A 24,953-nucleotide genomic window follows, 5' to 3' on the forward strand; every position below is an offset into this window, starting at 1 on the left:
GCAAGGCAAGGAGACCGGGGAAAACACCAGTCCGCCCGCCTGCGGCCGCCGTGAAAGCACCCGGGCCCAGGCCCGAACCCATGCGCCCGGCGCCCGCCCAGCCCGTGGCGGCCCCACCGGCGCCCCAAGCCACTTTGGTGACGGTAGACGAAGACTACGCCGGCCAGCGGCTGGACAATTTTTTGATCCGCCAGCTCAAGGGCGTGCCCAAAACCCACGTCTACCGCATCATCCGAAGCGGTGAAGTGAGGGTTAACAAAGGCCGGGCGCAGGCCGACACGCGGGTGGAAGCGGGCGATATCGTGCGCCTGCCGCCGGTGCGCACGTCCGAACGGGCCGGGCAAAAGGCTGAAGCCATGGCGCAGGAAATCGCCCGGCACGGCGCCAGCTCCACCACGGGTGGCTATGCCCCGTCCCGCGAATTTCCCATCCTGTTTGAAGATGACTTTGTGCTGGCCATCGACAAACCGGCCGGCGTGGCCGTGCACGGCGGCAGTGGCGTGAGCTTTGGCGTGATCGAGCAGTTGCGGATGGCTCGGCCGGAAGCTGATTTCCTCGAACTGGTGCACCGGCTGGACCGCGAAACCAGCGGCATCCTGCTGATTGCCAAGCGGCGCATGGCGCTCAAGCTGCTGCAAGAACAATTCCGGGAGCGTGAAACCGACAAGGTCTACCTGGCGCTGGTCAGCGGCGACTGGCCGGCCAATCACCGCGTGATCGACAAAGCGCTGCACAAATACCTGCTGCCCGACGGCGAGCGGCGTGTGAAGGTGGTGCCCAATGAGCATCCCGACGGTATGCGCTCGGTGACGCTGGTCAAGGTGAAATCGGCCTTTCCCGCCAGCCCGCTGGCGCCCGCGACACCTTTTACCTTGCTGGAAGTCACCATCAAGACCGGCCGCACACACCAGATCCGCGTGCACCTGTCCAACGAAGGCCACCCGATTGCCGGGGACGACAAATACGGTGACTTCGAGTTGAACCGGGCCTTGCAGAAGTCTGCGGCCGGTGCGGTCTCGCTCAAGCGTATGTTCCTGCACGCCTGGAGTCTGAAGTTCAACCATCCCAAACTGCGCAAGGTCGTGCACTTGCAGGCGCCCTTGCCGCCCGAGTTGCAGCAATTTTTGCCCGCAACGCCTGAGGACATGGCTTAACGCTGCTGCAAGGTGGCGCCACCCCGGGTGACAATAGGCCAATGCGAACCCGAAATTTTGATTTGATTGCCTTCGACTGGGATGGCACGCTGTTTGATTCGACCAAGATCATCGTGCGCTGCATCCAGGCCGCGGTGCGTGACGTAGGCGGCACGGTGCCGACCGACAAGGAGGCCGGTTACGTCATCGGTCTGGGGCTCATGCAGGCGCTGGCCCACGCAGCGCCCGATGTGCCGCCTGAAAAATACCCGCAGCTTGGTGAGCGTTACCGCCACCATTACACAGCGCACTTCAACGACCTCAGCCTTTTTGAAGGTGTGCTGCCTTTGCTCGATGCGTTGAAGGCGCGCGGCCACCTGCTGGCAGTGGCGACCGGCAAGTCACGCCGCGGGCTTGACGAAGTGCTGCGCACGGTGGAACTCAAAGGCGTGTTCGACGGCTCCCGCACGGCCGATGAAACGGCGGGCAAACCCGATCCGCTGATGCTGCGCGAATTGATGGCGGAGTTTGACGTAGCCCCTGCACGGGTGTTGATGGTGGGCGACACCACACACGACCTGCAGATGGCCGTCAACGCCGGGTGCCCCAGCGTGGGCGTGAGTTATGGGGCGCATGAGCCGGAAGCGTTCACTGCGCTGTCGCCGCGGCATGTCGCGCATTCGGTGCAGGAGTTGCACGACTGGCTGCTGGCCAACGGCTAGACACTAGGTCCAGGCGATCACAGAATGGATGAACGGCTGGCCCTGTGCAATACCCGCGACCTGCTCGAGGGCGGGCTGGCGGTGCCGTTCGATGTGGTTTATGCCGGGCAGACCTGCCGTGCGTTTGCCGTGCGCTTTGAAGGCATTGCGCATGCTTACCTCAACCGCTGTACACATGTTGCGATGGAGCTGGATTGGCAGCCTAACCGGGTATTTGACGACCAGGGGCAGTGGCTGTTATGCGCCAGCCATGGCGCCGCCTACCGGCCTGACACCGGCCAGTGCGCAGGCGGCCCGTGCCAGGGCGGGCTGGTCAAAATTCAACTTTCAGAAAGCGAGGGGGTTGTTTATTGGCATTCTGCTTACAACCTGAAGCCGCTACAGTTCTAATACCTCTCTAAACTAGTGAACATGAACGATCCTCACCGCCCCGACCCCCCGATGGACCCAGATTTGTTGCGCGAGTCGGACTTTCGGCCCAACCAGCCCGAATCCCTTCCTCCCCATACATCCTCGAAAAAATCCGCAGCGGACGCCGCAGGCGCCCCCGGCTGGGAGCGTGCCACGCTCGAGAAACTGGCGTTTGCATCACTGAATGAGCAAAAGGCCACGCGCCGCTGGAAGACCTTTGTGCGCCTGGCCTGGCTGGCATTCTTTGTGGCGCTGGTCTGGATGGCGCTGCACCGCGGTACACCCGCCAGTGATGCGACCGTGCCGCACACGGCCGTGGTTGAAATCAAGGGCGAGATCGCCGCAGGGGCCGATGCCAGCGCCGAGTTCGTCAATGCGGCGCTGCGTGCGGCCTTTGAAGACGATGGCGCCAAGGCCGTGGTGCTGCTGATCAACTCCCCCGGCGGCAGCCCTGTGCAGGCCGGCATGATGAACGACGAAATCCTGCGCCTGAAGGCCAAACACAAGAAGCCGGTTTACGCGGTGGTGGAAGAAACCTGCGCGTCGGCGGCGTATTACATCGCTGTCTCGGCCGACAAGATTTATGTCGACAAGGCCAGCATCGTCGGCAGCATCGGTGTGCTGATGGACGGCTTCGGCTTTACCGGCCTGATGGACAAACTGGGCGTGGAGCGCCGCTTGCTGACAGCCGGCGAAAACAAGGGTTTCCTCGACCCGTTCAGCCCGCAAAGCGAAAAGCAGCGCGTGTTTGCACAGACCATGCTGGACCAGATTCACCAGCAGTTCATCACGGTGGTGAAGGCCGGCCGCGGCAAGCGCCTGAAAGAGACGCCTGAAATGTTCAGCGGCCTGTTCTGGAGCGGCCAGCAGGCAGTGGAACTCGGCCTGGCCGACCAGTTGGGCAACCTGGACTACGTGGCGCGTGAAGTGGTGAAAACCGACGAGATCATCGACTACACCCGCCGCGACAACGTGGCTGAGCGGCTGGCCAAGAAGTTTGGCGCGGCGATGGGTGAAGGCGCCATGAAGGCATTCAAGGCGATTCCTGCGATTCGCTAAAAAGATCAAGCCGGGCCCGCAAAGTGAGGGGCCCTTCGAAAAAAGCCCGCAGTACGCGGGCTTTTTCCTTAGCGGCCTATGCAGAACACAGTCGGCAAATCCAGCGGCGCCTGAAGCTTGTCGCGCTTCCAGGTGCTGACTTGCGCGCTGCGCGACCAGCCCGTGCTCATGGTCAGGCCGCAACTCAGTGCCAGCCGTGTGTTTGCCTGCAGGGTTTGCAGCAGCGACTGGAAGAGGGCGGCGTTGCGGTAAGGCGTTTCAATAAAGAGCTGGGTCTGGCCGGACTTGAGTGCCAGCGACTCCAGTTCGCGAATGCGCTGAACGCGCTCAGCCGGCGTTTGGGGCAGGTAACCCGCAAAGGCGAAACTCTGGCCGTTGAGGCCGCTTGTAGCCAGTGCCAGCATCAGCGACATCGGGCCTGTCAGCGGCACCACTTCCAGTCCCAGGTCGTGTGCGGCGCGCACTACTGAAGAGCCCGGGTCGGCAATGGCGGGCATACCGGCTTCGCTGACCAGGCCCATGTCGTGACCTTCCAGGGCGGCCTTCAGCAAAGGCCGCGCATCGAAGTTGCCTGTGTGGTCGCCTTTCTTGTGGACTTCGCGCGGCAACTCCTGGATTTGCTGCGACTGCAAGGCGGCGCTCAGAGGGTGCAACGCGTCAATCCGTTTCAGGTAGGCGCGTGTGCTTTTGGCGTTTTCGCAGACCCAGAAGGAAAGCCGCGCCGCGATTTGCAGCGTCTGCAAAGGAATGACATCCTGAAGCGGCGCTTGCACGTCACAGCCAAAATCCAGCGGGGCGGGCACGAGGTAGAGCTTGCCTTTTGCGGCGGCGCTCATGGCCGGTCTCCTGCCGGAATACCCGACAGCAATTTCACGCCTGCGGCCTGGATCAATCGGCAGGTGCGGATCAAGGGCAGTCCGACCAGCGCGGTCGGGTCGTCGTTCTCAATGGACTCCAGCAGCGCGATGCCCAGGCCTTCGCTTTTGGCGCTGCCCGCGCAATCGTAGGGTTGCTCTATGCGCAAATAATGTTCGATCTCGTCGTCGCTCAGGTCACGGAACTTCACTTTCACCGGCGCCAGACTTTGCGCCGCGTAACCGCTCTCGAGGCACACCACGGCCACGGCAGTCTGGAAAATCACGGTGCGCCCGCGCATGCGGCGCAGTTGCGCCACGGCTTTTTCGTGGGTGCCCGGCTTGCCGAGCGGCTCGCCGTCGAGGTCCGCCACCTGGTCCGATCCGATGACGACAGCTCCCGGAAACGTCGTCGCCACCGCGTGGGCCTTGGCGAGCGCCAGGCGCTCGGCCAGTGCGCGCGGGGCTTCGCCGGGCCGGGGGGTCTCGTCCACGTCGGGTGCGGCCACCTTGAAAGGAATGTGCAGGCGCTCCAGCAGTTCACGGCGGTAGCGGGAGGTCGAGCCCAGTACGAGAGGGCGGTTGGTGGTGGAATCGGGGGCAAGGGTCATGCCCCGATTCTCTTACACTGCATTCATGTCCAGACCCCTTCAAGCCAACCGGCTCAACATGAAAGCGTTCGCCCAGGATGGCGTGGCGCTGACCGAAAGCACTCTGCTACAAAAAATGGAGCGCCTTGCGCAGGAGACGCAAGGGCTGCAGCCTGATTCGACCGTGAAATGGGAGGCGACGGGAGAACTTCGCCCACGCGCCGGTGCCGACGACGAAGTGTGGCTGCACCTGACGGCTGAGGCCACCGTGCCTCTGACCTGCCAGCGCTGCATGGCTGCTGTTGAGACGCCGGTAGAGGTCGATCAGTGGTACCGCTTTGTGGCCACCGAAGAGATTGCCATGGCCGAAGACGACCAGTCCGAAGAGGATTTGCTCGTCATGGAGCCCCAGTTCGATTTACTTGCCGTGCTGGAAGACGAGCTGTTGATGGCGCTGCCCCTGGTGCCGATGCATGAGCAGTGCCCGGTTGCGCCCAAGCTGCAGGCCGGGGAAGCTGACGTGGCCGGCGACCCAGATTCAGGCAAAAAGCCAAATCCCTTTGCCGTTCTTGCACAGCTCAAGACAAAAAAGTAGTAATTTAGAATTACATTTATCTCTGAAAGGCGCCTGCTTTCATCGACATTTGGCCGGCCGACACCGCAGGGATGAAAAGTATCCCGCTTCAAGCTATAATCAAAGGCTTCGCGTACCAATGCGGTGATACGGCTTATAGGATTGCTATGGCCCGATATCCAGGTCCAGCTATCTGAACTCAAGAATTTGGTGCGTAATTTACCAACCTTACACCCCATCAGGAGCGGATCATGGCCGTCCAGCAGAACAAAAAGTCACCTTCGAAGCGCGGCATGCACCGCTCGCACAACGCACTCACCGTGCCAGGCATTGCCGTGGAATCCACCACCGGCGAAACCCACCTGCGCCACCACATCAGCCCTACCGGTTTCTACCGTGGCCGCAAGGTGCTGAAAACCAAATCTGAAGCGTAATTCCACGCTTTAAGCACTGGCCCGCACTTATCCTGCGGGCCTTTCTTTTGCCTGAATTCCAAATCTTGACTGCACCGGTCGCCCCATGATCAGGATCGCTGTCGATGCCATGGGCGGGGATATCGGCCCCGCCGTCACCGTTCCGGCCAGCCTGGCTTTTCTGGGCGGCCACCCGGACGCGTCTGTGGTGCTGGTGGGCCAGCCTGAAGTCCTGGCGACCCATCCCCTGTTTGCCCGCCTTCAATCGCATGACCGCTGCCAGATCGTTGCGGCCAGCGAGATCGTCACCATGGACGACCCGATCGAGATCGCCCTGCGGCGGAAAAAGAACTCGTCCATGCGGGTGGCGATGAACCAGGTCAAGGACGGCGCGGCCCAGGCGGCAGTGTCTGCCGGCAATACCGGTGCGCTGATGGCCATTGCCCGCTATGTGCTCAAAACCCTGGAAGGCATAGACCGTCCGGCCATTGCCACCCAGTTGCCCAATGCCCTGGGCGGCGCCACCACCGTACTCGACCTGGGGGCCAATGTCGATTGCACCGAAGACCATCTGCTGCAGTTTGCGGTGATGGGGTCCGCCCTGGTAGCGGCCATCACCGACAATCCCACGCCCAGTGTCGGCTTGCTGAATATCGGTCAAGAGGCGATAAAAGGCAGTGAAGTCATCAAAAAAGCAGGTGAATTGCTGCGATCTGCCTCTAACTCGGGTGATCTGAATTTTTATGGAAATGTCGAAGGCAATGACATTTTCAAGGGAACGACCGATATCGTCGTGTGTGACGGTTTCGTGGGTAATGTCGCGTTGAAGGCCAGTGAAGGCCTGGCGAGCATGATTGGCGGCTTCATCAAGGCGGAGTTCTCTCGCAATATTCTGACGAAAATTGCCGCCATCATTGCTTATCCGGTGTTAACTGCGTTTAAAAACCGGGTTGACCACAGGCGCTACAACGGCGCGGCTCTGCTGGGCCTGCAAGGCCTGGTATTCAAAAGTCACGGCTCGGCCGACGCCTTTGCTTTTGAGAGGGCGTTGAATCGGGCTTATGATGCGGCTCGGAACAATTTGCTTGAGAGAGTGCGTGAACGTATTGCCCACGCGGCCCCTTTGCTGGTTGCGGCGCAGGCAGCACCTTCCGTCGATACGCCTGCCGAGGCCTCCTCAATGCCAGTTGACTCAATAGTTTCAACACCGGCACACTAATTAATGACCCGTTACTCACGAATCACCGGCACCGGCAGCTATTTGCCGCCGCGCCGACTGACCAACGCCGAACTGGCTGCCGACCTGGCTACCCGGGGCGTTGAAACCTCTGACGAATGGATTGTGGAGCGCACCGGCATCCGGGCCCGCCACTTTGCGGCCCCCGACGTGACCAGCAGCGACCTGGGCGTGGAGGCGGCCAAAAATGCCTTGCAGGCCGCAGGCCTCCAGGCTTCCGACATCGACCTCATCATTGTTGCGACCTCAACGCCGGACATGGTGTTTCCGTCCGCCGCCTGCATTTTGCAGAACAAGCTGGGTATCGCGGGTTGTGCAGCCTTTGATGTGCAGGCCGTCTGCAGCGGGTTTGTCTATGCCCTGACCGTGGCCGACGCCATGATCAGGACTGGCTCGGCCAGCAAGGCGCTGGTGATTGGCGCCGAAGTGTTCTCCCGCATTCTCGATTTTTCGGACCGTACCACCTGCGTGCTGTTCGGCGACGGCGCTGGCGCCGTGGTGCTGGAGGCATCGGACACGCCGGGCATCCTCGCCAGCGACCTGCATGCCGACGGCAAGCACGTCGGCATCCTGTGTGTGCCGGGCAATGTGTCGGGTGGCCAGATTCTGGGAGACCCGCTCCTCAAGATGGACGGTCAAGCTGTTTTCAAGCTGGCTGTTGGCGTGCTGGAAAGCGCCGCCCGCGCCACGCTGGCCAAGGCCAACCTTACCGACGCCGACATTGACTGGCTGATCCCGCACCAGGCCAATATCCGCATCATGCAGAGCACGGCCAAGAAACTGAAAATGCCGCTCGAAAAGTTGATCGTCACGGTCGACCAGCATGGCAACACCTCTGCCGCATCGATCCCGTTGGCGCTGGATACGGCTGTGCGCGGCGGCAAGATCAAAAAGGGTGACACCCTGATGCTCGAAGGCGTGGGCGGCGGGTTCACCTGGGGTGCGGTGCTTCTCAAGTACTGAGATGGCTCGCACCCATCTGCCAGGCTTTCACAGACAGGTGGGCATTTGAACTTCAAACCATCCGGTGCGTGGGACCGCATTGCAGCTGCCGTGCTGGTGGTCGCCTTTGCCCTGGCCGGATGGAAAATCCTGCAGCGCGCGCCGGCTTCTCCCTTTGCGGTGCAGTCTGCCAGCCCCTTGGCTGAAGCCCCCAAGCCTCCACCACGCGTGGGTTTGCCATCGCAACAGCTTTCACCCGACGGCCGTTTCCGGTTTGACGCCCAGTTTGTTTCTTCCTCTCCTGGCCAGGCCGTGCATGCGGCCTCCCTTGTGGAGTTGAACGATGGCCGCTTGCGGGCTGTCTGGTTCTCCGGTTCGCGTGAAGGCGCCAGGGACGTCACCATACAGACCTCTGTCATGGATCCCGCCAGCTTGCGCTGGAGCGCTGAAAGCACGCTGTTTGACCGGCAACAACTTCAGCAAGGCCTTTGGCGCTACGTCAAGAAGCTCGGCAACCCCGTCATCGCCCGTGCACCGGACGGGACACTCTGTATCTGGATGGTCAACGTGTCGCTGGGTGGGTGGGCCGGGAGCTCAATCACCTGGGCGCGATCAGTCGACGAAGGTGAGACCTGGAGTGCGCCGCGCCGCCTGGTGACGTCGCCTTTCCTCAATATCAGCACCCTGGTCAAAGGGGCTCCGGTGAGTTTTCAGGACGGCCAGATTGGCTTGCCGGTCTATCACGAGTTCATCACGAAATTCGGAGAGATGGTGCGGATCAACGCCCAGGGCCAGGTAGTCGACAAGATACGCATTCCCGGCAGCCAGACCAGCCTCCAGCCGGTTGTGCTGGTGAAGGGGCCTCAGGAGGCGGATGTCTACATGCGTTCGGGCACCGCTACGGCGCTGATGGCTTCGCAGACGACTGATGCAGGCAAGACCTGGTCTTCTACCCATGCCAGCGCCTGGCCTAATCCCGATTCGGCGCTGGCTGGTGTTGTGACAAATGCCGGGACGCGTTGGCTGGCTTTGAATCCGGAGCCCCGCAATCGCGAAGTGCTGGCATTGCTTGCATCGGGCCCCGGCGCATCCTTTGATGGCGTCACGCCATGGATCGTGGAGTCTTCCGCGACCCCGCAGGTGCGCACTTCCCTTCAAGACTACGAGCGCTTGCTCACGCAAGAGCTCAAGGCCCGCGGCGCCAGTGAAGACCAGACTCGCGCTTACGTGGCCAGCGCCAGGCGGCAGCTGTGTGTTGAGCAGGTCTGTGCCCAGGAGTTTTCTTATCCCTACCTGCTGCAAAGCCGTGATGGCTACCTCCATCTCGTCTACACCTGGCACCGTACGCGGATCAAGCATGTCCGGCTTGATCCCCTTCAACCCTTTCAGGCCGCGCCAGCGGTAACAAGCCGTGTTGCCACCCCTTAACGACCTGATGGCATTGCTGTGCATTGATCTGGTGCTGTGCGCCGGACTCTTGCGCTTGCTGGCCTGGCGCCACGGTGTAACGCTGTGGGCCAAATGGGCGACGGCGATATTTTTTGTGCTGATGTGGTGTCCGGTTGGGGCTGCACACCTGCCACTGGTGGCCTATGTACGGGGCATTAGCTCTGACCTGAGTATTTCTCTGGTAGTCATCGCGTGCGTGGGCATCTATCAGCGTCTGTGTGGCGTTCGCCTTGTAAGTGATCGCGAACGAAATGCCATGAATCTGGTTTTTGCCGCTGGCGCCTTGCTGCTATATCCGTTTGCCCTGGGTTGGGGTGACTGGGATTCTTATCGTCTGGGTTGGGGCTCGACGGGCATGTGGGCCGTGCTTTTCATACTGTCATTGATGTGCTGGGGCAGGGGTTTGCGGTTGCTGCCGATGCTGATTGCCATTGGGCTGCTTGCGTGGGCTTCAGGTGTTCTTGAAAGCACCAATCTCTGGGACTATCTCATTGATCCGTGGCTCGCTGTGGGTGCAATTTTTCAATGTTTCAAGATGGCGGGCAGGCAACTGCTGGCGCGATTCAGGACTGCGCGCGGCGGAGCCGCTCCTTCGTTGTCTTGACTCGCAGTCTGCGCTGCAAGAAAAGTCCCGGTTCATGTTCTTAAAATGGCTGCAAATTTGAAATGACGATGCTTTTTTCAGCATCTGTTCTAGGCATCTGAATAGCTTGATCAATGGAGTAATCGTTTGAAATCTTTCGCTTTTGTTTTTCCCGGCCAGGGCTCGCAGTCGGTCGGCATGCTGGACGCCTGGGGCGACCACCCGGTGATTGCCCAGACCCTGGCGGAAGCCTCGGATGCGTTGGGCGAGGACGTCGGCCAGCTCATCAAGGAAGGCCCTAAAGAAACGCTGGCCCTGACCACCAACACGCAACCCGTGATGCTGGTCGCGGGTGTCGCCGCCTATCGTGCGTGGATAGCAGAGACGGGTGCCGCACCCGCTGCCGTGGCAGGGCACTCTCTGGGTGAGTATTCGGCGCTGGTTGCTTCGGGCGTGCTCAGCCTGGCACAGGCCGCACCACTGGTGCGTTTTCGGGCGCAGGCCATGCAGGACGCTGTGCCTGTCGGTGTAGGCGCCATGGCCGCCATCCTCGGGATGGAGGCTGCCAAGGTCATTGAAGGTTGCGCCGAGGCGGCGCGCAGCTTCGGGCCGAACACTTCTGAAGTCGTGGAGGCTGTCAACTTCAATGACCCCATGCAGACCGTCATTGCGGGCAGCAAGGCCGCGGTCGAGAAGGCTTGCGAAGTCCTCAAGGCCAATGGCGCCAAGCGTGCCTTGTCTTTGCCGGTGTCGGCGCCATTTCATTCGAGCCTGATGAAGCCCGCAGCCGAGAAGTTGCGTGAGAAGCTGGCAGGCGTCGATTTCGCGGCGCCCAAGATTCCAGTCATCAACAACATCGAAGTGGCCGTCGAGACTGATGCCGACCGTATCCGCGCTGCGCTGTATGGGCAGGCTTTCGGCCCTGTGCGCTGGGTGGAGTGTGTCCAGGCCATCAAGGCGCGCGGCCTCACGACGCTGGTCGAATGCGGCCCGGGCAAGGTCCTGGCCGGCATGGCCAAAAGAATCGATCCCGAACTGACGGGAGTTCCCCTATTTGATCCCGCCTCACTGGCGGAAGTGAAGGAGTTGCTGGCATGAGCGAAGTCAAGTTTGAAGGGCAGGTGGCATTGGTCACGGGTGCGTCGCGCGGTATCGGTGCGGCCATCGCGCTGGAGCTGGCCCACAAAGGCCTGAAGGTGATCGGTACGGCCACCACCGACGAAGGTGCGGCAAAAATCAGCCAGGCGCTGTCAGCGTTTCCGGGCTGCGCCGGAAAAAACCTGAACGTGAATGATGTGGCTGCAGCCGAAGCGTTGATTGAAGCCATCGTCAAAGAGCACGGCGGCTTGCAGGTGCTGGTGAACAACGCGGGGATCACCCGTGACATGCTGGCCATGCGCCTGAAGGACGATGACTGGGATGCGGTGCTCGACACCAATCTGAAGGCCGTGTTTCGCATGAGTCGGGCGGTGATGCGCACCATGATGAAGCAGCGCTATGGCCGGATCATCAGCATCACCTCCGTGGTGGGCGCATCCGGCAATGCCGGGCAGTCCAATTACGCCGCCGCCAAGGCCGGTGTCGCCGGCATGACGCGCGCACTGGCCCGGGAGCTGGGATCGCGCAATATCACGGTCAATTGTGTAGCGCCTGGCTTTATTGAGACCGACATGACGGCCGGATTGCCCGAAGAGCAGCAAAAAGCGCTTTTGGGGCAGATTCCGCTGGGACACCTCGGCAAACCGCAAGATATCGCGCATGCCGTGGCTTTTGTTGCCAGCCCCCAGGCCGCCTACATCACCGGCCAGGAGATTCACGTCAACGGCGGCATGTATATGTAAGCCACGGACGTTAAGCTTGCGGTTTCATGAAAACTGCAGGTTGACAGTGGTAAAACACCAGAAATCGAAGCCGGTTTTTATCCGTCCGGCGCGGTGCTTAGGGAAACGACTCTAACGCGGTAAAATCACGGATTAATTTACAACCCTCAGAGGGAACTATGAGCGATATCGAAGCACGTGTTAAGAAAATCATTGCCGAACAACTTGGCGTGGAAGAAGGCCAGGTCACCAATGAAAAGGCCTTTGTGGCCGATTTGGGCGCTGACTCGCTTGACACCGTAGAACTGGTTATGGCTCTGGAAGACGAGTTTGGCATTGAGATTCCCGACGAAGACGCCGAGAAGATCACCACCGTCCAGAACGCGATTGACTACGCAAACACCCATCAAAAGGCCTGAGGCAAGGTTTTACCTGCCTCAGCCGTCATCAAGCCTGAAAGCCCGCGCAGGGCTTTTCAGGCCCCTTCTCAGGATTTCTGAATGAGCCGTCGTCGTGTCGTCGTGACAGGTCTGGGTTGCGTCAGCCCGGTAGGTAATACCGTGGCCGAGTCCTGGACCAACCTGGTTGCCGGTGTGCCCGGCATCGATCTGATCACGCAATTTGATCCCGCCAACTTTGCCTGCAAATTTGCCGGTGAGGTCAAGGGATTCAAGATCGGGGACTACATCCCCGAAAAAGAAGCGCGGCACATGGATCGTTTTATCCACCTTGGATTGGCCGCGGCGTGCCAGGCGGTGGCCGACAGCGGCCTGCCGACCGGTGAGGCGCTGGGCGACGAGATGGCGACGCGCATTGGCTGCAATATTGGTTCAGGCATCGGCGGCTTGCCGATGATTGAAGACATGCACTCGGAGCTGGTCAATCGCGGCCCGCGCCGGGTTTCTCCGTTTTTTGTGCCTGCTTCGATCATCAACATGATCTCCGGTCATGTGTCCATCAAGTTCGGCTTTAAGGGCCCCAACATTGCCGTCGTGACGGCATGCACAACCGGGCTCCATGCGATCGGCCTGTCGGCACGCATGATCGAATACGGCGACTGCGATGTCATGATCGCCGGCGGGGCGGAATCCTGTGTTTCTCCTTTGGGTATTGGCGGCTTCGCGGCAGCCCGTGCCCTTTCCACCCGCAATGACGACCCCAAAACAGCTTCGCGTCCCTGGGACAAGGACCGCGACGGTTTTGTGCTGGGCGAAGGCGGCGGCGTGCTGGTGCTCGAAGAGTACGAACACGCCAAGGCGCGCGGCGCCAAAATTTACGCCGAGCTGACCGGCTTCGGCATGAGCGCCGACGCGTACCATATGACCGCACCAGACGTGGACGGCCCGCGCCGTTCCATGGCCATGGCGCTGAAGAATGCCGGCGTCAATGCTGATGAAGTGCAGTACCTGAATGCGCATGGCACTTCGACACCGCTGGGCGACCTGAACGAAACAAACGCCATCAAGGCTGCATTTGGCGACCACGCCAAAAAGCTGGTGGTAAGTTCCACCAAGTCCATGACGGGCCATTTGCTGGGCGGGGCTGGCGGCATCGAATCGGTGTTTACCGTGCTGGCGCTGCATCACCAGAAGATTCCCCCCACCATCAATATCTTCAACCAGGACCCCGAGTGCGACCTGGACTATTGCGCCAATACCGCCCGTGATGCCAAGATTGAGGTTGCAGTCAAAAACAACTTTGGGTTCGGCGGCACCAACGGTACCCTGGTGTTCAAGCGCGTCTGATTTCCCGCTTCCAGCCTAGTTCAGCCCAGACTATCTTGACTTTGCACAACGCCCCGCCGGTTGTTTATCCGCTGGGGCGTTCGCGTTTTCTGGGCGCATTGTTGCTGGGTTTATGGCTTCTGGGCCTCGTTGCGCTGCTGCTTTGGTACTTCCAGGGTGCTGCGCAACCGGATTGGCGAATCGCATTGATGGGCTCCTCCCTTTTGGGGGCGGGTGTTGCGGCGGGCCTTGCCTGGCAGCGCGCTCCAGTCGGCCGGTTGGCCTGGGACGGCGAAATCTGGCGCTGGGAAGGCCCGGCTTATCAGGCTGGCATCGTTGAGTACGAGCTCAGCGTGCTCGGCGATTTTCAACAATTGCTACTGCTTCGGCTCGAAAACCCCGATCACCCCAGTTTGTGGCTGTGGGTTGAGCGGCGCGCCATGCCGCAGCGTTGGCTGGATTTGCGCCGGGCGGTGTATTCGCCGCGCAAATTGCCTTCGTCGCCGTGGCAGCATGACTTGTTGCATCCGGAACCATTGCCGGCTGTGGCAGTATCGGGGGCTGTGCAGTCTGTAGATGCAGCTACGCAAAAAAATCCATGAGTGTCGACCTGCCACCTTTGTCAGCCGAAAAAGCGAACGACAGCGACGCCATGCTGGTCGAGCGCACGGTTGCGGGCGACCAGAAAGCCTATGAATTGCTGGTCATCAAATACCAGCGGCGCATACAGCGCCTGATAGGCCGCATGGTCCGCGACGTGGACCTGGTGGAAGACATCGCCCAGGAGACGTTTATCCGGGCCTACAGGGCGCTGGCGCAGTTCAGGGGCGAGGCCCAGTTCTACACCTGGCTGTACCGGATCGCTGTAAACACCGCGAAAAAAGCCCTGATGGACCTCAAACGGGACCCGACGGTCTCCGAAAACGCCTTCAAATCCGGCCAAAGCGACGAAAACGATGAAACTTCCCCGCTGGAAAACGAACTAACAAGCTCGGAAACGCCGGAAGCTGTGTTGGCCAGCAAGGAAATCGCCGAGATCATCAATGCGGCCATGGAGGCCTTGCCGGAGGAGCTCCGCCAGGCCATCACCCTGCGTGAAATAGAAGGGCTGAGCTATGAAGAGATATCGGAAGCCATGGATTGCCCCATAGGCACCGTGCGGTCCCGGATTTTCAGGGCGCGCGAAGCGATTTCCCAGAAGGTCAAGCCCTTGCTCGAAAACCAGAGTGGCAAGCGCTGGTAAGCGGCACCCCAGAAGCGCAGGAGCCATCCATGAACCCACAAGTGCGACCCGGTATTTTCAGCCTCCTTAAACAGCAGCCTTGCTGCCCACGAACATCATGAAACCGTCCATGCAAACCAGCGAACTCATCTCAGCCTTGGCCGATGGCCAATTGGGTGGAGAGGACTTTGCGGCCGCGCTCCACGCTTGCGGGCAGGATGACTCGGCCATCGACAGCTGGGACACCTACCACCTGATCGGTGATGCACTGCGTTCCTCCGCCTCACCGGTACTGGGCGCGGATAAGGCATTTCTCGCGCGCCTGAACCAGCGCCTTGCCGGGGAGTCCATGGCCGTTGCTGGCCCGGTTCCCGTGGGCAATCCCGCCGGCTCCTCCGCTGACGTGGTGCATGTTCCTGTTGTGGATGCTGCCCCACGCCATGGTGCGGCAGCCAATGACGCCGATTTCCGCTGGAAGCTGGTGGCAGGGTTCGCTTCGCTGGCAGCGGTGTCTGCCATCGCATGGAACGCCGCCGGCCTGCTGACACCCGCCGCAGCCCCGCAATTGGCCCAGGCGCCGGTTTCCCAGCAGGTGGTGGTGGCTTCACCGCAAGGTCCTGTCGTGCGTGACGCACGCCTTGAAGAGTTGCTCGCCGCGCACAAGCAGCTGGGCGGTACTTCGGCCTTGCAGGAGCCTTCGGGTTTCTTGCGAAACGCCACATTTGAGACCCCGCGCAATGCCGGGCGCTGAGTCGGCACAAGATTGCAGCAGGCGCGCCGCAGCATCATGAACTTCAAGATTTTTCGCCTTCTAGCCCTTGCAGGGTGTGCGCTGCCTGCTACGAATTATGTAGCGGCGCAGGCGTCGCCACCGGCCGTTGCCGCCACGCCGGCAGAGTCACGAAGCATCAACGACTGGCTGATGCGCATGCACGAGGCGTCCAGAAAGCGTTCGTATATCGGCACCTTTGTCGTTTCGTCAGGTGGCGCCATGTCCAGCGCCAAGATCTGGCATGTCTGTGAGGGCGATCAGCAAATGGAGCGTGTTGAGACGCTCACCGGCGCCCCCCGGTCTATCTTCCGGCACAACGACCAGGTGGTGACTTTCATGCCGGATCACAAAGTGGTCCGAAGCGAGAAGCGTGAATCGCTGGGCATGTTCCCTCAGCTGCTGCAATCCACCGACAGCCGCATTGCTGACTATTACAAAGTCCGGCAAGAAGGTACCGAGCGTGTGGCCGGTGTCGAGGCCGATATCGTGGTGCTGGTGCCCAAGGACCAGATGCGGTTTGGCTACCGCGTCTGGACCGAGCAGAAAAAAGGGCTTGTCGTGAAGCTGCAAACGCTGGACACCGACGGCAAGGTGCTTGAGCAGGCTGCGTTTTCCGAGCTGCAGCTCGACGCCCCGGTCAAGATGGACAAGCTCCTTCACATGATGGGCAAGGTTGATGGCTACCGCGTTGAAAAACCGGTGCTGGTCAAGACCACGGCAAGCGCCGAAGGCTGGGTGCTGAAGGCCCCGGTGGCAGGATTCAAGCCCATGAGCTGCTACAAGCGGCCGGTGGTTGCCGCGAGTTCGGCTGCCCCCGTGGCTGGCGAGGAGCCTCTGCAATGGATTTTCTCGGACGGCCTGGCATCGGTATCCCTCTTTGTGGAGCCATTTGACCGGCAGCGCCATGACAAGGAGTCCAGCCTGTCGATGGGAGCGACGCAGACCATCACCCGGCAACTGGATGCCTACTGGGTCACCGTCATGGGTGAAGTCCCGATGTCGACCCTGAAGCTCTTTGCCAACGGCCTGGAACGCAAGAAATAATACGAACTCAGGCCGGCTCCGCTACGCGAGGGCGGCAGTCCCCGCAACCGGGCGGCTGGGCTGAACCGGATGGCCTGATGACCCATACTTTTATGACGAGGTTGACGATGCTTGAATTGAACTGGAAACCGCTGCGCTCCTGCATGACTGCGGGGCTGATCGCTGCTGCCGCCGTCTCCGTGCTGGTGCCGGTGGCGCCTGCGTGGGCGCAGAACCGCACCTTGCCTGATTTCACCGACCTGGTCGAGCAGGTCGGGCCGTCGGTGGTCAACATCCGCACCCTGGAGAAGGTCAAGGCATCGGCCTCCGGCGGCGCCGACGAGCAGATGCTGGAGTTTTTCAGGCGTTTCGGCATTCCTGTTCCGCCCAACATGCCCCGGGCGCCCCGCCCTGACCGCAACCAGCCTGACGAAGACCAGCCCCGCGGTGTCGGGTCCGGTTTCATCCTGACGGCGGACGGTTTTGTCATGACCAATGCCCACGTGGTTGACGGCGCGGACGAAGTCATCGTGACCTTGACCGACAAACGCGAATTCAAAGCCAAGATCATTGGCGCCGACAAGCGAAGCGACGTGGCTGTGGTCAAGATCGAAGCCACCGGCCTGCCGGCCGTCAAGATCGGCGACATCAACCGCCTGAAGGTGGGTGAATGGGTGATGGCCATCGGCTCGCCATTCGGGCTTGAAAACACCGTGACCGCCGGCATCGTGAGCGCCAAGCAGCGCGATACCGGTGACTACCTGCCTTTCATCCAGACCGATGTGGCCATCAATCCGGGCAATTCAGGCGGGCCGCTCATCAACATGCGCGGTGAGGTTGTGGGCATCAATAGCCAGATCTACTCGCGCTCCGGGGGCTTTCAGGGCATTTCCTTTTCCATCCCCATCGACGAAGCCGCGCGCGTGTCCGACCAGCTGCGCAGCACCGGCAAGGTGACGCGGGGCCGTATCGGCGTGCAGATCGACCAGGTCACCAAAGAGGTGGCGGAATCCATCGGTCTGGGCAAGGCGCAGGGCGCGCTGGTCCGGGGCGTCGAAACCGGCGCACCCGCAGAAAAAGCCGGCATTGAAGCCGGAGACATCATCATCAAGTTTGACGGCAAGCCGATCGAGAAATCCAGCGACCTGCCGCGCATGGTGGGCAATGTGAAGCCCGGCACCAAGGCCGTGGTCACGGTGTTCAGGCGCGGCGCCAGCAAAGACCTGACGGTCACCATCGGCGAAGTCGAGCCGGAAAAACCAACCCGCAAGGCCTCCGGCCCAGAGCCCAAAGCGCCCGTGGCCGGCGCCGCCCAGGCTTTGGGGCTGGTGGTGAGCGAAGTGTCCGATGCGCAAAAGAAAGAGCTCAAGATCAAGGGCGGCGTCAAGGTCGACACGGCTGATGCCGCTGCTGCCCGCGCCGGCCTCAAAGAGGGTGACGTGATCGTCGCGATCGCCAACTCTGAAGTCACCAGCGTCAAGGAGTTCGAAGCCGCGCTGGCGAAGATCGACAAGTCCAAGCCCATCAACGTCCTGTTTCGCCGCGGCGAATGGGCGCAATACGCGTTAATTCGTCCCACTCGCTGAAGGATGTAGTGGTCCCCTCTCTGCTCCCAGTGGGCAGAGCGGGGCGCTAACTACCACGAGGAGACAGGCGCTCTCGTAGAGCCGCCGCAAGCTGTTTCCCCTCGCCAGGCTCCTCATACCCCGCCGCCATTTGGGGGTTTTTGGCAATTTGGGTCTGATTTTGTATCCGCGAAAAAATATATTTTCGGGCGGGTGAGCCACCCATTTTGTTAGTGACTGCTCACAATAAATCGACCCAATAAGGGATTTCGGTAGAATAGGGGCTCGGCGCTGCGTCTTTTGGATATATCGGGGCGTGCGAAATCCCGCTTTCGATCTTAATACCGGGTAATACCGGTCGATCCACAGATCACCCACAAGTTGTCCAGAGACAAGCAGTTTAAAATTGTGAATAAGTTGTGCATAAGATTCATGTTGCTAGGCTGCAACGACAAAAATATGGCCATTTTGGGACTGTTCGACTCTGGCTTTTTGCCTACAATGAAGTTCCAACTATCGCAGTTGCCATAGATTGTTGGTTCAGGGCGCGTCGCTACTCGACGCGCCCTTTTTTATGGCCCCTTGCGAATTGAGTCCAATCTCTTCGCAATACTTTCAAGTACTTAGGCGTTCTCGTTGATGAATCACATCAGAAATTTTTCGATCATTGCGCACATTGATCACGGCAAATCCACGCTTGCTGATCGGCTCATCCAGCGCTGCGGCGGTTTGCAAGACAGAGAGATGAGTGCGCAGGTTCTGGATTCGATGGATATTGAAAAAGAGCGTGGGATAACCATCAAGGCGCAGACCGCTGCGCTCAAATACAAGGCACTCAACGGCGAGGTTTACAACCTCAATCTGATCGACACGCCGGGCCATGTCGACTTTTCATACGAAGTGAGCCGCTCGCTGTCCGCATGCGAAGGCGCGCTGCTGGTTGTCGATGCCAGCCAGGGTGTGGAAGCACAGACGGTCGCCAACTGCTACACCGCCCTCGACCTCGGCGTAGAGGTTGTGCCGGTGCTCAACAAGATGGATCTGCCGCAGGCCGATCCGGAAAACGCCAAACAGGAAATCGAGGAGGTGATCGGTATCGACGCCACCGACGCGATTCCCTGCAGCGCCAAGAGCGGCATGGGCATCGACGAGATTCTGGAGGCCATCGTCGCCCGGATCCCGTCGCCCAAGGGCAACCCGGACGGCCCGTTGCGCGCCATGATCATCGACAGCTGGTACGACGCCTACGTGGGCGTGGTCATGCTGGTGCGCGTGGTCGATGGCCGGCTCGCCAAAGGCGACCGCATCAAGCTGATGGCCAGCGAGGCGACCTACAACGCCGAGCAGCTGGGCGTCTTCACGCCGCACACAGAGCCGCGCCCGGCGCTCGAGCCCGGTGAAGTGGGTTTTGTGATTGCCGGCATCAAGGAGTTGCAGGCCGCCCGCGTGGGCGACACCGTCACGCTGATCAAGCCCGGCACCGGCGGCGCAGCCTTTACCGCCACCGAGGCATTGCCCGGTTTCAAGGAAATCCAGCCGGCCGTGTTTGCCGGCCTCTACCCGTCGGAAGCCAGCGAGTACGAGTCGCTGCGCGACGCGCTGGAAAAGCTCAAGCTCAACGATGCCTCGCTGCATTACGAGCCGGAAGTCAGCGAAGCGCTGGGTTTTGGCTTTCGCTGCGGTTTCCTGGGGCTGCTGCACATGGAAATCGTGCAGGAGCGGCTCGAGCGCGAGTTCGACCAGGACCTGATCACCACCGCACCCAGCGTGGTCTACGAAGTGCTCAGGACGGACGGCGAAACCATCAAGGTCGAGAACCCGTCCAAAATCCCGGACGGCGGGAAAGTCAACGAAATCCGCGAGCCCATCGTCACCGTGCATCTCTATATGCCGCAGGACTATGTGGGCGCCGTCATGACGCTGGCCAACCAGAAGCGCGGTATCCAGCTGAACATGGCCTATCACGGCAAGCAGGTCATGCTGACCTACGAAATGCCGCTGGGCGAGATCGTGCTGGACTTCTTCGACAAGCTCAAATCCGTCTCGCGCGGCTACGCGTCCATGGACTACGAATTCAAGGAATTCCGGGCCTCCGACGTCGTCAAGGTCGACATCCTGCTTAACGGCGAGAAGGTCGATGCCCTGTCCATCATCGTCCACCGCAGCCAGTCGGCCTACCGCGGACGGGCGGTGGTGGCCAAAATGCGCGAGATCATTTCCCGCCAGCAATTCGACGTGGCGATCCAGGCGGCCATCGGGGCCAACATCATCGCGCGTGAGACAATCAAGGCGCTTCGCAAAAACGTGATCGCCAAGTGCTACGGCGGCGACATTTCACGCAAACGCAAGCTCCTGGAAAAACAAAAAGCGGGTAAAAAACGCATGAAACAAATCGGTTCCGTTGAAGTACCCCAGGAAGCTTTCCTGGCCATTTTGCAGGTGGAAGACTGATGCGCGGCGCAATGAGCACGATCACGGCCATGGTGCTGGCGGCCTTTGCGGGTTACGGCGCCGCCTGGTACTTCGGCCTCGTCGAAGGTAACTTCTCCCTGCTGCTGTTCCTGGCATCGGTGGTCACCGGCATCTACTGGCTGGCCGAGCGGTTCTACTTCCTGCCGCAACGCCACCAGGCCGTCGCGGCGCTGGAGGCCAGCACCGCCCAGCGACGCGATGAGCTGGCTAAAAAGGGCATCAACCAGGTCGACAACAATCTGGATGAGGCCAAAACCCGGCTCATCATGCAGCCCTGGTGGCTGGACTGGACGGCGGGCCTCTTCCCGGTGATCGTGGTGGTGTTCCTGCTGCGTTCTTTCCTGTTTGAGCCCTTCAAGATCCCGTCGGGCTCCATGATCCCGACCCTGCTCATCAACGACCTGATCCTGGTCAACAAATTCCACTATGGCGTGCGCCTGCCGGTGCTCAACATCAAGGTGCTGGACAACAACAGCCCGCAGCGCGGCGACGTGATGGTGTTCCGCTACCCGCCCAAGCCCAGCCTGGACTACATCAAACGCGTGGTGGGAGTGCCCGGCGACGAGGTGGCCTACCTGAACAAGAAGCTGACCATCAATGGCCAGCCCGTGACCAAGACGGCGCTGCCGGACTTCTTCGACACGGACACCATGCTCTACTCGAAGCAGTTCGAAGAGGACCTTGGCAGCAAGACGCACCGCATACTGAACTATGCAAACAGCGCGCCTTTCATCAACTCCACCTACGACTTTCCTTTTAAAACCAATTGCCGCTACAGCATCGAGGGTGTGGTTTGCAAGGTGCCTGAAGGCCAGTACTTCATGATGGGCGACAACCGGGACAATTCCGAGGATTCCCGTTATTGGGGCTTTGTGCCGGAGAAAAACATCGTGGGCAAGGCCTTTTTTGTCTGGATGAACTTCGGTAACCTCAAGCGGATTGGCTCGTTTAACTGAGCGGCTTTGAGGGCGGGCCTGATTGCCGCGGCGCCACAGCTCAAGCGCGGGGGCGGTTGGGCTTGAGCTGCAGGCCTGGCGCGCTTTCCCTTCTGGCGGGATTGCCGTTACAGTAGCGAAGGTGTATCGGCAAGATGTCTCGCAGGTAGTATTGCGTGGCGGGTAATTACCGCGATAATTCGCTGGATTTTGCACAGGGCCGTGGCGCCCGCGAAACCATCATCTGCAAGGTTTTCTGGCCTGGATGAAGGCGGCTCAATCCCCCAATATGGGTTCTTCGGCCAGGCGGCATTTTGATGGCCGGCACGAAGGACTTTTTTAGTCAAAGCAGGAGAAAAAATGAAACGTCAACAACGCGGTATTTCCTTCATAGGCCTTCTGTTTATATGCATCGTCCTGGTGTGCGCCGGCATTGTGGCTGCCCAGGTCTTCCCGACGCTGGTGGAGTACCAGAACATCACCAAGGCCGCCAACAAGGCCAAAGAAGGCAGCACCGTGACGGAAGTCCGGACGATCTTCGACAAGGCGGCCCAGATTGACGATATCAAGGCGATCACCGGCAAAGACCTGGAAGTGACCAAGGAAGGCGACAGAACCGTGGTGACGTTCGCCTATACCAAGGAAATCCACATGGCCGGCCCTGCTTATTTGCTGCTGAAGTACAGCAATAAATCCAAATAAGTGCGAGCCGGCGCCACATCCAGCCCGGGTCTGCCGGCACTGCAAAAGCGCCTGGAGCATGAGTTCTCCAACCCCAAACTGCTGCAGCAGGCGCTGACGCACCGAAGTTTCTCCGCAGACCACAACGAGCGCATCGAGTTTCTGGGCGATTCCGTCCTGAACCTGGCGGTTGCGGGTCTCCTCTATGAGCAACTGAGCGAACTGCCCGAAGGCGACCTGTCGCGTGTGCGCGCCAACCTGGTCAAGCAGGACACCCTGCACAAGCTCGCCGTGGTGCTGGGTCTGCCCGACATGGTGCGGCTCGGCGAAGGCGAAGCCAAATCCGGCGGCCACAAGCGTCCGTCCATCCTCGCCGACGCGCTGGAAGCCGTCATCGGCGCGGTCTACCTGGACGCGGGTTTCGACACCGCCAACCAGCTGGTGCGCCGCCTCTTCAAGGATGTCGAGATCAACCCCCAGATGCAGGCCATCGGCAAGGATCCGAAGACCGAATTGCAGGAGTGGTTGCAAGGGCGCAAAATGAACCTGCCCATCTACCGCGTGGTGGGCACCATGGGCGCGGCCCACAAACAGACATTTGACGTGGAATGCGAAATCGCCGAATACGGGCGGGCTGAGCGCGGCATCGGCGGTTCGCGCCGGGCCGGAGAGCAGGCCGCCGCGGCGGCCATGCTGATGTTTGTCAAGACACTGGACTCCTGACTCCGCGCCGGGGCAGCCGCCGGCCGCCTGGAGGGCGGCAGGCCAACACACCAAGATTATGAGTACAGGTAAAAAAGAACCCAAAGCGCCGAAAAAAGCGGCCGCCACCCCGGCAAAGGCCACGGCAGCCAAACCCAAGGCGCGGCAGGCCGAACCCCTCGAAGCGGCCCAGCCGCCCGATGCGCTGGAAGCCATGCTGGCGCAGGCCCTGTCCGCACGCGGCCCGGCGGTGCCTGCCGCCGGCGCGGCGCCCCTGCCACCGGCCGGTGAGCAGCGCTGTGGCCTGATCGCCATCGTCGGCAAGCCCAATGTGGGCAAATCCACCCTGCTCAATGCCCTGGTGGGGCAAAAAATCAGCATCACCTCGCGCAAGGCCCAGACCACGCGCCACCGCATCACCGGCATGCGCACGGTCAAGGCGACGCAGTATGTTTTCGTCGACACGCCGGGCTTTCAGACCCGGCACGGCAACGCGCTGAACCGTTCGCTGAACCGCACTGTGGTGGGTGCCGTCAACGACGTGGACCTGATTGTCTTTGTGGTCGAGGCCGGCCAGTTCAACCAGGCCGATGCCAAGGTGCTGGCCCTGCTGCCTGAAAAAACACCGGCGATTTTGCTGGCCAACAAGTTTGACCTGATCCATCGCCGCGCCGAGATCGCCCCCTGGCTCAAGGAAATGCAGGAGCGCCACCCATTCGCCGAGTTCGTGCCCATGTCGGCCAACAACGCCAAAGACATTGAGCGCCTGTTCGGCATCTGCGAAAAGTATTTGCCCACCCAGCCCTGGATGTACGGCGCCGACGAGCTGACCGACCGCAGCGACCGCTTTATGGCCGCCGAGATCATCCGCGAAAAGCTCTTTCGCCTTACGGGCGACGAATTGCCCTACACCTCCACCGTCATCATTGACCAGTACGAAGAAGAGGGGGCGCTGCGCAAGATTGCCGCCACCATCGTGGTCGAGCGCGACGGCCACAAGGGCATGATCATTGGCGAGAAGGGCGAAAAGCTCAAACGCATAGGCACTGAAGCCCGCCATGAGCTGGAGACGCTGACAGGCGGTAAGGTGTTCCTGGAGATCTGGGTGAAAGTCCGCTCCGGCTGGGCCGACGATGAAGCGAGAGTCAAGACCTTTGGGTATGAATGAGGCCCCCACGGTCGCTCACTTCGTGTAGCTCCCTGCCCCCCGAGGGGGCCGCCCGCCTGCGGCCTGGCAAAGCCAGTTCCGCGGCTCATGCTGGAATGGGACTTTCCCCTGACCTCACTGCCGGTCTCTTGTCCGATTTTTGAACCATGGCCACCAAACGCATTGGCGATGAACCCGCCTACGTCCTCCACCGCTACGACTGGAGCGAGTCCAGCCTGATCCTGGAGGTGTTCACCCGCAAGTACGGGCGGGTGGCGCTGGTGGCGCGGGGGGCCAAAAAGCCGAGCTCCAGTTTCCGGCCTATCTTGCTGCCTTTGCAGCCGCTGCATATCGCCTTTGGCGGCGACGCTGAAATCCGCACCCTCAAAAGCGCCGAATGGCAGGGTGGCCATGTCATGCCCACGGGGGATGCGCTGCTGTCGGGTTACTACCTCAACGAGCTCTTGATGCGCCTGATGGCGCGCGACGACCCGCATCCGGTGCTGTTTGACGCCTATGCAGCCACGGTGCAATTAATCGCTGCGCAGAGCGCGGAAACCCTGCAGCTGGCGTTGCGGGCGTTTGAGTTGCGGCTGCTGCGCGACATTGGGCTTTTGCCTCTGCTGGATCTTGAGACTGCCACGCTGGCGCCGCTGGATGCAAACACCCGCTACGTGCTGGTGCCCGAAGCCGGCTTGAGGCAGGCGCACGACGATGACCGCGTCAGTCTGCCCGGCGCGCAGTGGCAGGCGCTGCAGCAGGCGCTGGGGGACGAGGCCCTGTTCTCCGACACGGTGCGGGCCTGTATCCCCGGCTTCAATGAGCTTAAGACCCAGTTGCGTGGCCTGCTGCACTACCATTGTGGCGTCAAGGTCCTGAAAACCCGGCAAATGATGATGGACCTGCAAGCTTTCTAACGAGCC

Annotated in this window: 27 protein-coding genes; 25 read left to right on the forward strand and 2 right to left on the reverse strand. The window is 60.8% G+C overall.

Annotation, left to right across the window (positions count from 1 at the left end; translation table 11 throughout):
• The first annotated feature begins 80 nt into the window (after window positions 1–80).
• The 4 genes from BM408_RS14935 to BM408_RS14950 are packed head-to-tail and all read left to right on the forward strand — an operon-like array spanning window position 81 to window position 3,325.
• Window positions 81–1,154, forward strand: coding sequence for an RluA family pseudouridine synthase (locus BM408_RS14935; RefSeq protein ID WP_092130652.1), 1,074 nt, complete (start codon window positions 81–83; stop codon window positions 1,152–1,154).
• Between the two features lie 41 nt (window positions 1,155–1,195).
• A complete protein-coding gene (locus BM408_RS14940; protein ID WP_092130653.1) occupies window positions 1,196–1,855 on the forward strand; it encodes an HAD family hydrolase in 660 nt (219 codons plus the stop codon).
• Between the two features lie 24 nt (window positions 1,856–1,879).
• A complete protein-coding gene (locus tag BM408_RS14945; RefSeq protein WP_092130654.1) occupies window positions 1,880–2,245 on the forward strand; it encodes a Rieske (2Fe-2S) protein in 366 nt (121 codons plus the stop codon).
• 21 nt (window positions 2,246–2,266) lie between these two features.
• A complete protein-coding gene (locus BM408_RS14950) occupies window positions 2,267–3,325 on the forward strand; it encodes a S49 family peptidase (protein WP_092130655.1) in 1,059 nt (352 codons plus the stop codon).
• A gap of 68 nt (window positions 3,326–3,393) precedes the next feature.
• Here BM408_RS14950 and BM408_RS14955 read toward each other — a convergent pair whose 3' ends face one another.
• The gene (locus tag BM408_RS14955) at window positions 3,394–4,161 is read right to left on the reverse strand and encodes an SAM-dependent methyltransferase (protein ID WP_092130656.1); all 768 of its coding nucleotides are present in this window, start codon (window positions 4,159–4,161) and stop codon (window positions 3,394–3,396) included.
• A complete protein-coding gene (locus BM408_RS14960; protein ID WP_092130657.1) occupies window positions 4,158–4,790 on the reverse strand; it encodes a Maf family protein in 633 nt (210 codons plus the stop codon). The genes BM408_RS14955 and BM408_RS14960 overlap by 4 nt, the downstream gene beginning before the upstream one ends.
• A gap of 25 nt (window positions 4,791–4,815) precedes the next feature.
• Between BM408_RS14960 and BM408_RS14965 the strand changes: the two genes are divergently transcribed.
• The 21 genes from BM408_RS14965 (at window position 4,816) to recO (ending at window position 24,947) form a co-directional block, all read left to right on the forward strand.
• A complete protein-coding gene (locus tag BM408_RS14965) occupies window positions 4,816–5,364 on the forward strand; it encodes a YceD family protein (RefSeq protein WP_254774829.1) in 549 nt (182 codons plus the stop codon).
• Window positions 5,365–5,594: 230 nt separating this feature from the next.
• Window positions 5,595–5,777: a 50S ribosomal protein L32 gene (gene rpmF / locus BM408_RS14970; protein WP_007873878.1), complete on the forward strand. Its 183-nt coding sequence runs from the start codon at window positions 5,595–5,597 to the stop codon at window positions 5,775–5,777.
• Between the two features lie 85 nt (window positions 5,778–5,862).
• Window positions 5,863–6,975, forward strand: coding sequence for a phosphate acyltransferase PlsX (gene plsX / locus BM408_RS14975; RefSeq protein WP_092130659.1), 1,113 nt, complete (start codon window positions 5,863–5,865; stop codon window positions 6,973–6,975).
• Window positions 6,976–6,978: 3 nt separating this feature from the next.
• Window positions 6,979–7,956, forward strand: coding sequence for a beta-ketoacyl-ACP synthase III (locus BM408_RS14980; protein WP_092130660.1), 978 nt, complete (start codon window positions 6,979–6,981; stop codon window positions 7,954–7,956).
• 45 nt (window positions 7,957–8,001) lie between these two features.
• The gene (locus BM408_RS14985; RefSeq protein ID WP_254774831.1) at window positions 8,002–9,363 is read left to right on the forward strand and encodes a sialidase family protein; all 1,362 of its coding nucleotides are present in this window, start codon (window positions 8,002–8,004) and stop codon (window positions 9,361–9,363) included.
• Window positions 9,347–9,988, forward strand: coding sequence for a hypothetical protein (locus BM408_RS14990; protein WP_092130661.1), 642 nt, complete (start codon window positions 9,347–9,349; stop codon window positions 9,986–9,988). Before BM408_RS14985 ends, BM408_RS14990 begins: the two co-directional genes overlap by 17 nt.
• Before the next feature lie 126 nt (window positions 9,989–10,114).
• Window positions 10,115–11,065, forward strand: coding sequence for an ACP S-malonyltransferase (gene fabD / locus BM408_RS14995; protein ID WP_092130662.1), 951 nt, complete (start codon window positions 10,115–10,117; stop codon window positions 11,063–11,065).
• Entirely contained in the window at window positions 11,062–11,808 is a 747-nt protein-coding gene (gene fabG, locus BM408_RS15000; RefSeq protein WP_092130663.1) for a 3-oxoacyl-ACP reductase FabG, read from the forward strand. The genes fabD and fabG overlap by 4 nt, the downstream gene beginning before the upstream one ends.
• A 158-nt stretch (window positions 11,809–11,966) precedes the next feature.
• Window positions 11,967–12,206, forward strand: coding sequence for an acyl carrier protein (acpP, locus tag BM408_RS15005; RefSeq protein ID WP_007873885.1), 240 nt, complete (start codon window positions 11,967–11,969; stop codon window positions 12,204–12,206).
• A gap of 81 nt (window positions 12,207–12,287) precedes the next feature.
• On the forward strand, window positions 12,288–13,532 hold the full coding sequence (gene fabF, locus BM408_RS15010; protein ID WP_092130664.1) for a beta-ketoacyl-ACP synthase II: 1,245 nt from the start codon (window positions 12,288–12,290) through the stop codon (window positions 13,530–13,532).
• A 35-nt stretch (window positions 13,533–13,567) separates the two neighbouring features.
• Entirely contained in the window at window positions 13,568–14,113 is a 546-nt protein-coding gene (locus BM408_RS15015) for a hypothetical protein (protein WP_092130665.1), read from the forward strand.
• On the forward strand, window positions 14,110–14,754 hold the full coding sequence (rpoE, locus tag BM408_RS15020; RefSeq protein WP_092130666.1) for an RNA polymerase sigma factor RpoE: 645 nt from the start codon (window positions 14,110–14,112) through the stop codon (window positions 14,752–14,754). The genes BM408_RS15015 and rpoE overlap by 4 nt, the downstream gene beginning before the upstream one ends.
• A gap of 109 nt (window positions 14,755–14,863) precedes the next feature.
• On the forward strand, window positions 14,864–15,484 hold the full coding sequence (locus BM408_RS15025) for a sigma-E factor negative regulatory protein (RefSeq protein ID WP_254774832.1): 621 nt from the start codon (window positions 14,864–14,866) through the stop codon (window positions 15,482–15,484).
• Window positions 15,485–15,520: 36 nt separating this feature from the next.
• Entirely contained in the window at window positions 15,521–16,549 is a 1,029-nt protein-coding gene (locus BM408_RS15030) for a MucB/RseB C-terminal domain-containing protein (RefSeq protein WP_254774833.1), read from the forward strand.
• A 107-nt stretch (window positions 16,550–16,656) separates the two neighbouring features.
• Window positions 16,657–18,114 (forward strand): DegQ family serine endoprotease, encoded by a 1,458-nt coding sequence (locus tag BM408_RS15035; RefSeq protein WP_092130667.1) that lies wholly within the window; start codon window positions 16,657–16,659, stop codon window positions 18,112–18,114.
• 618 nt (window positions 18,115–18,732) lie between these two features.
• Window positions 18,733–20,544 carry a translation elongation factor 4 gene (gene lepA, locus BM408_RS15040; RefSeq protein ID WP_092130668.1) on the forward strand — a complete coding sequence of 604 codons (1,812 nt, stop codon included), beginning with the start codon at window positions 18,733–18,735 and terminating at the stop codon, window positions 20,542–20,544.
• Window positions 20,545–20,555: 11 nt separating this feature from the next.
• Entirely contained in the window at window positions 20,556–21,521 is a 966-nt protein-coding gene (lepB, locus tag BM408_RS15045) for a signal peptidase I (protein WP_092130706.1), read from the forward strand.
• Window positions 21,522–21,860: 339 nt separating this feature from the next.
• Window positions 21,861–22,202: a DUF4845 domain-containing protein gene (locus BM408_RS15050; protein ID WP_092130669.1), complete on the forward strand. Its 342-nt coding sequence runs from the start codon at window positions 21,861–21,863 to the stop codon at window positions 22,200–22,202.
• The gene (gene rnc / locus BM408_RS15055) at window positions 22,203–22,904 is read left to right on the forward strand and encodes a ribonuclease III (protein ID WP_092130670.1); all 702 of its coding nucleotides are present in this window, start codon (window positions 22,203–22,205) and stop codon (window positions 22,902–22,904) included.
• Window positions 22,905–23,097: 193 nt separating this feature from the next.
• Window positions 23,098–24,051: a GTPase Era gene (era, locus tag BM408_RS15060; RefSeq protein WP_092130707.1), complete on the forward strand. Its 954-nt coding sequence runs from the start codon at window positions 23,098–23,100 to the stop codon at window positions 24,049–24,051.
• 146 nt (window positions 24,052–24,197) lie between these two features.
• Entirely contained in the window at window positions 24,198–24,947 is a 750-nt protein-coding gene (gene recO / locus BM408_RS15065; RefSeq protein WP_092130671.1) for a DNA repair protein RecO, read from the forward strand.
• Window positions 24,948–24,953 lie beyond the last annotated feature (6 nt).

This window comes from Polaromonas sp. YR568 (genome assembly GCF_900116715.1).
In the GTDB taxonomy this organism is placed as follows: Bacteria; Pseudomonadota; Gammaproteobacteria; order Burkholderiales; family Burkholderiaceae_C; genus Polaromonas.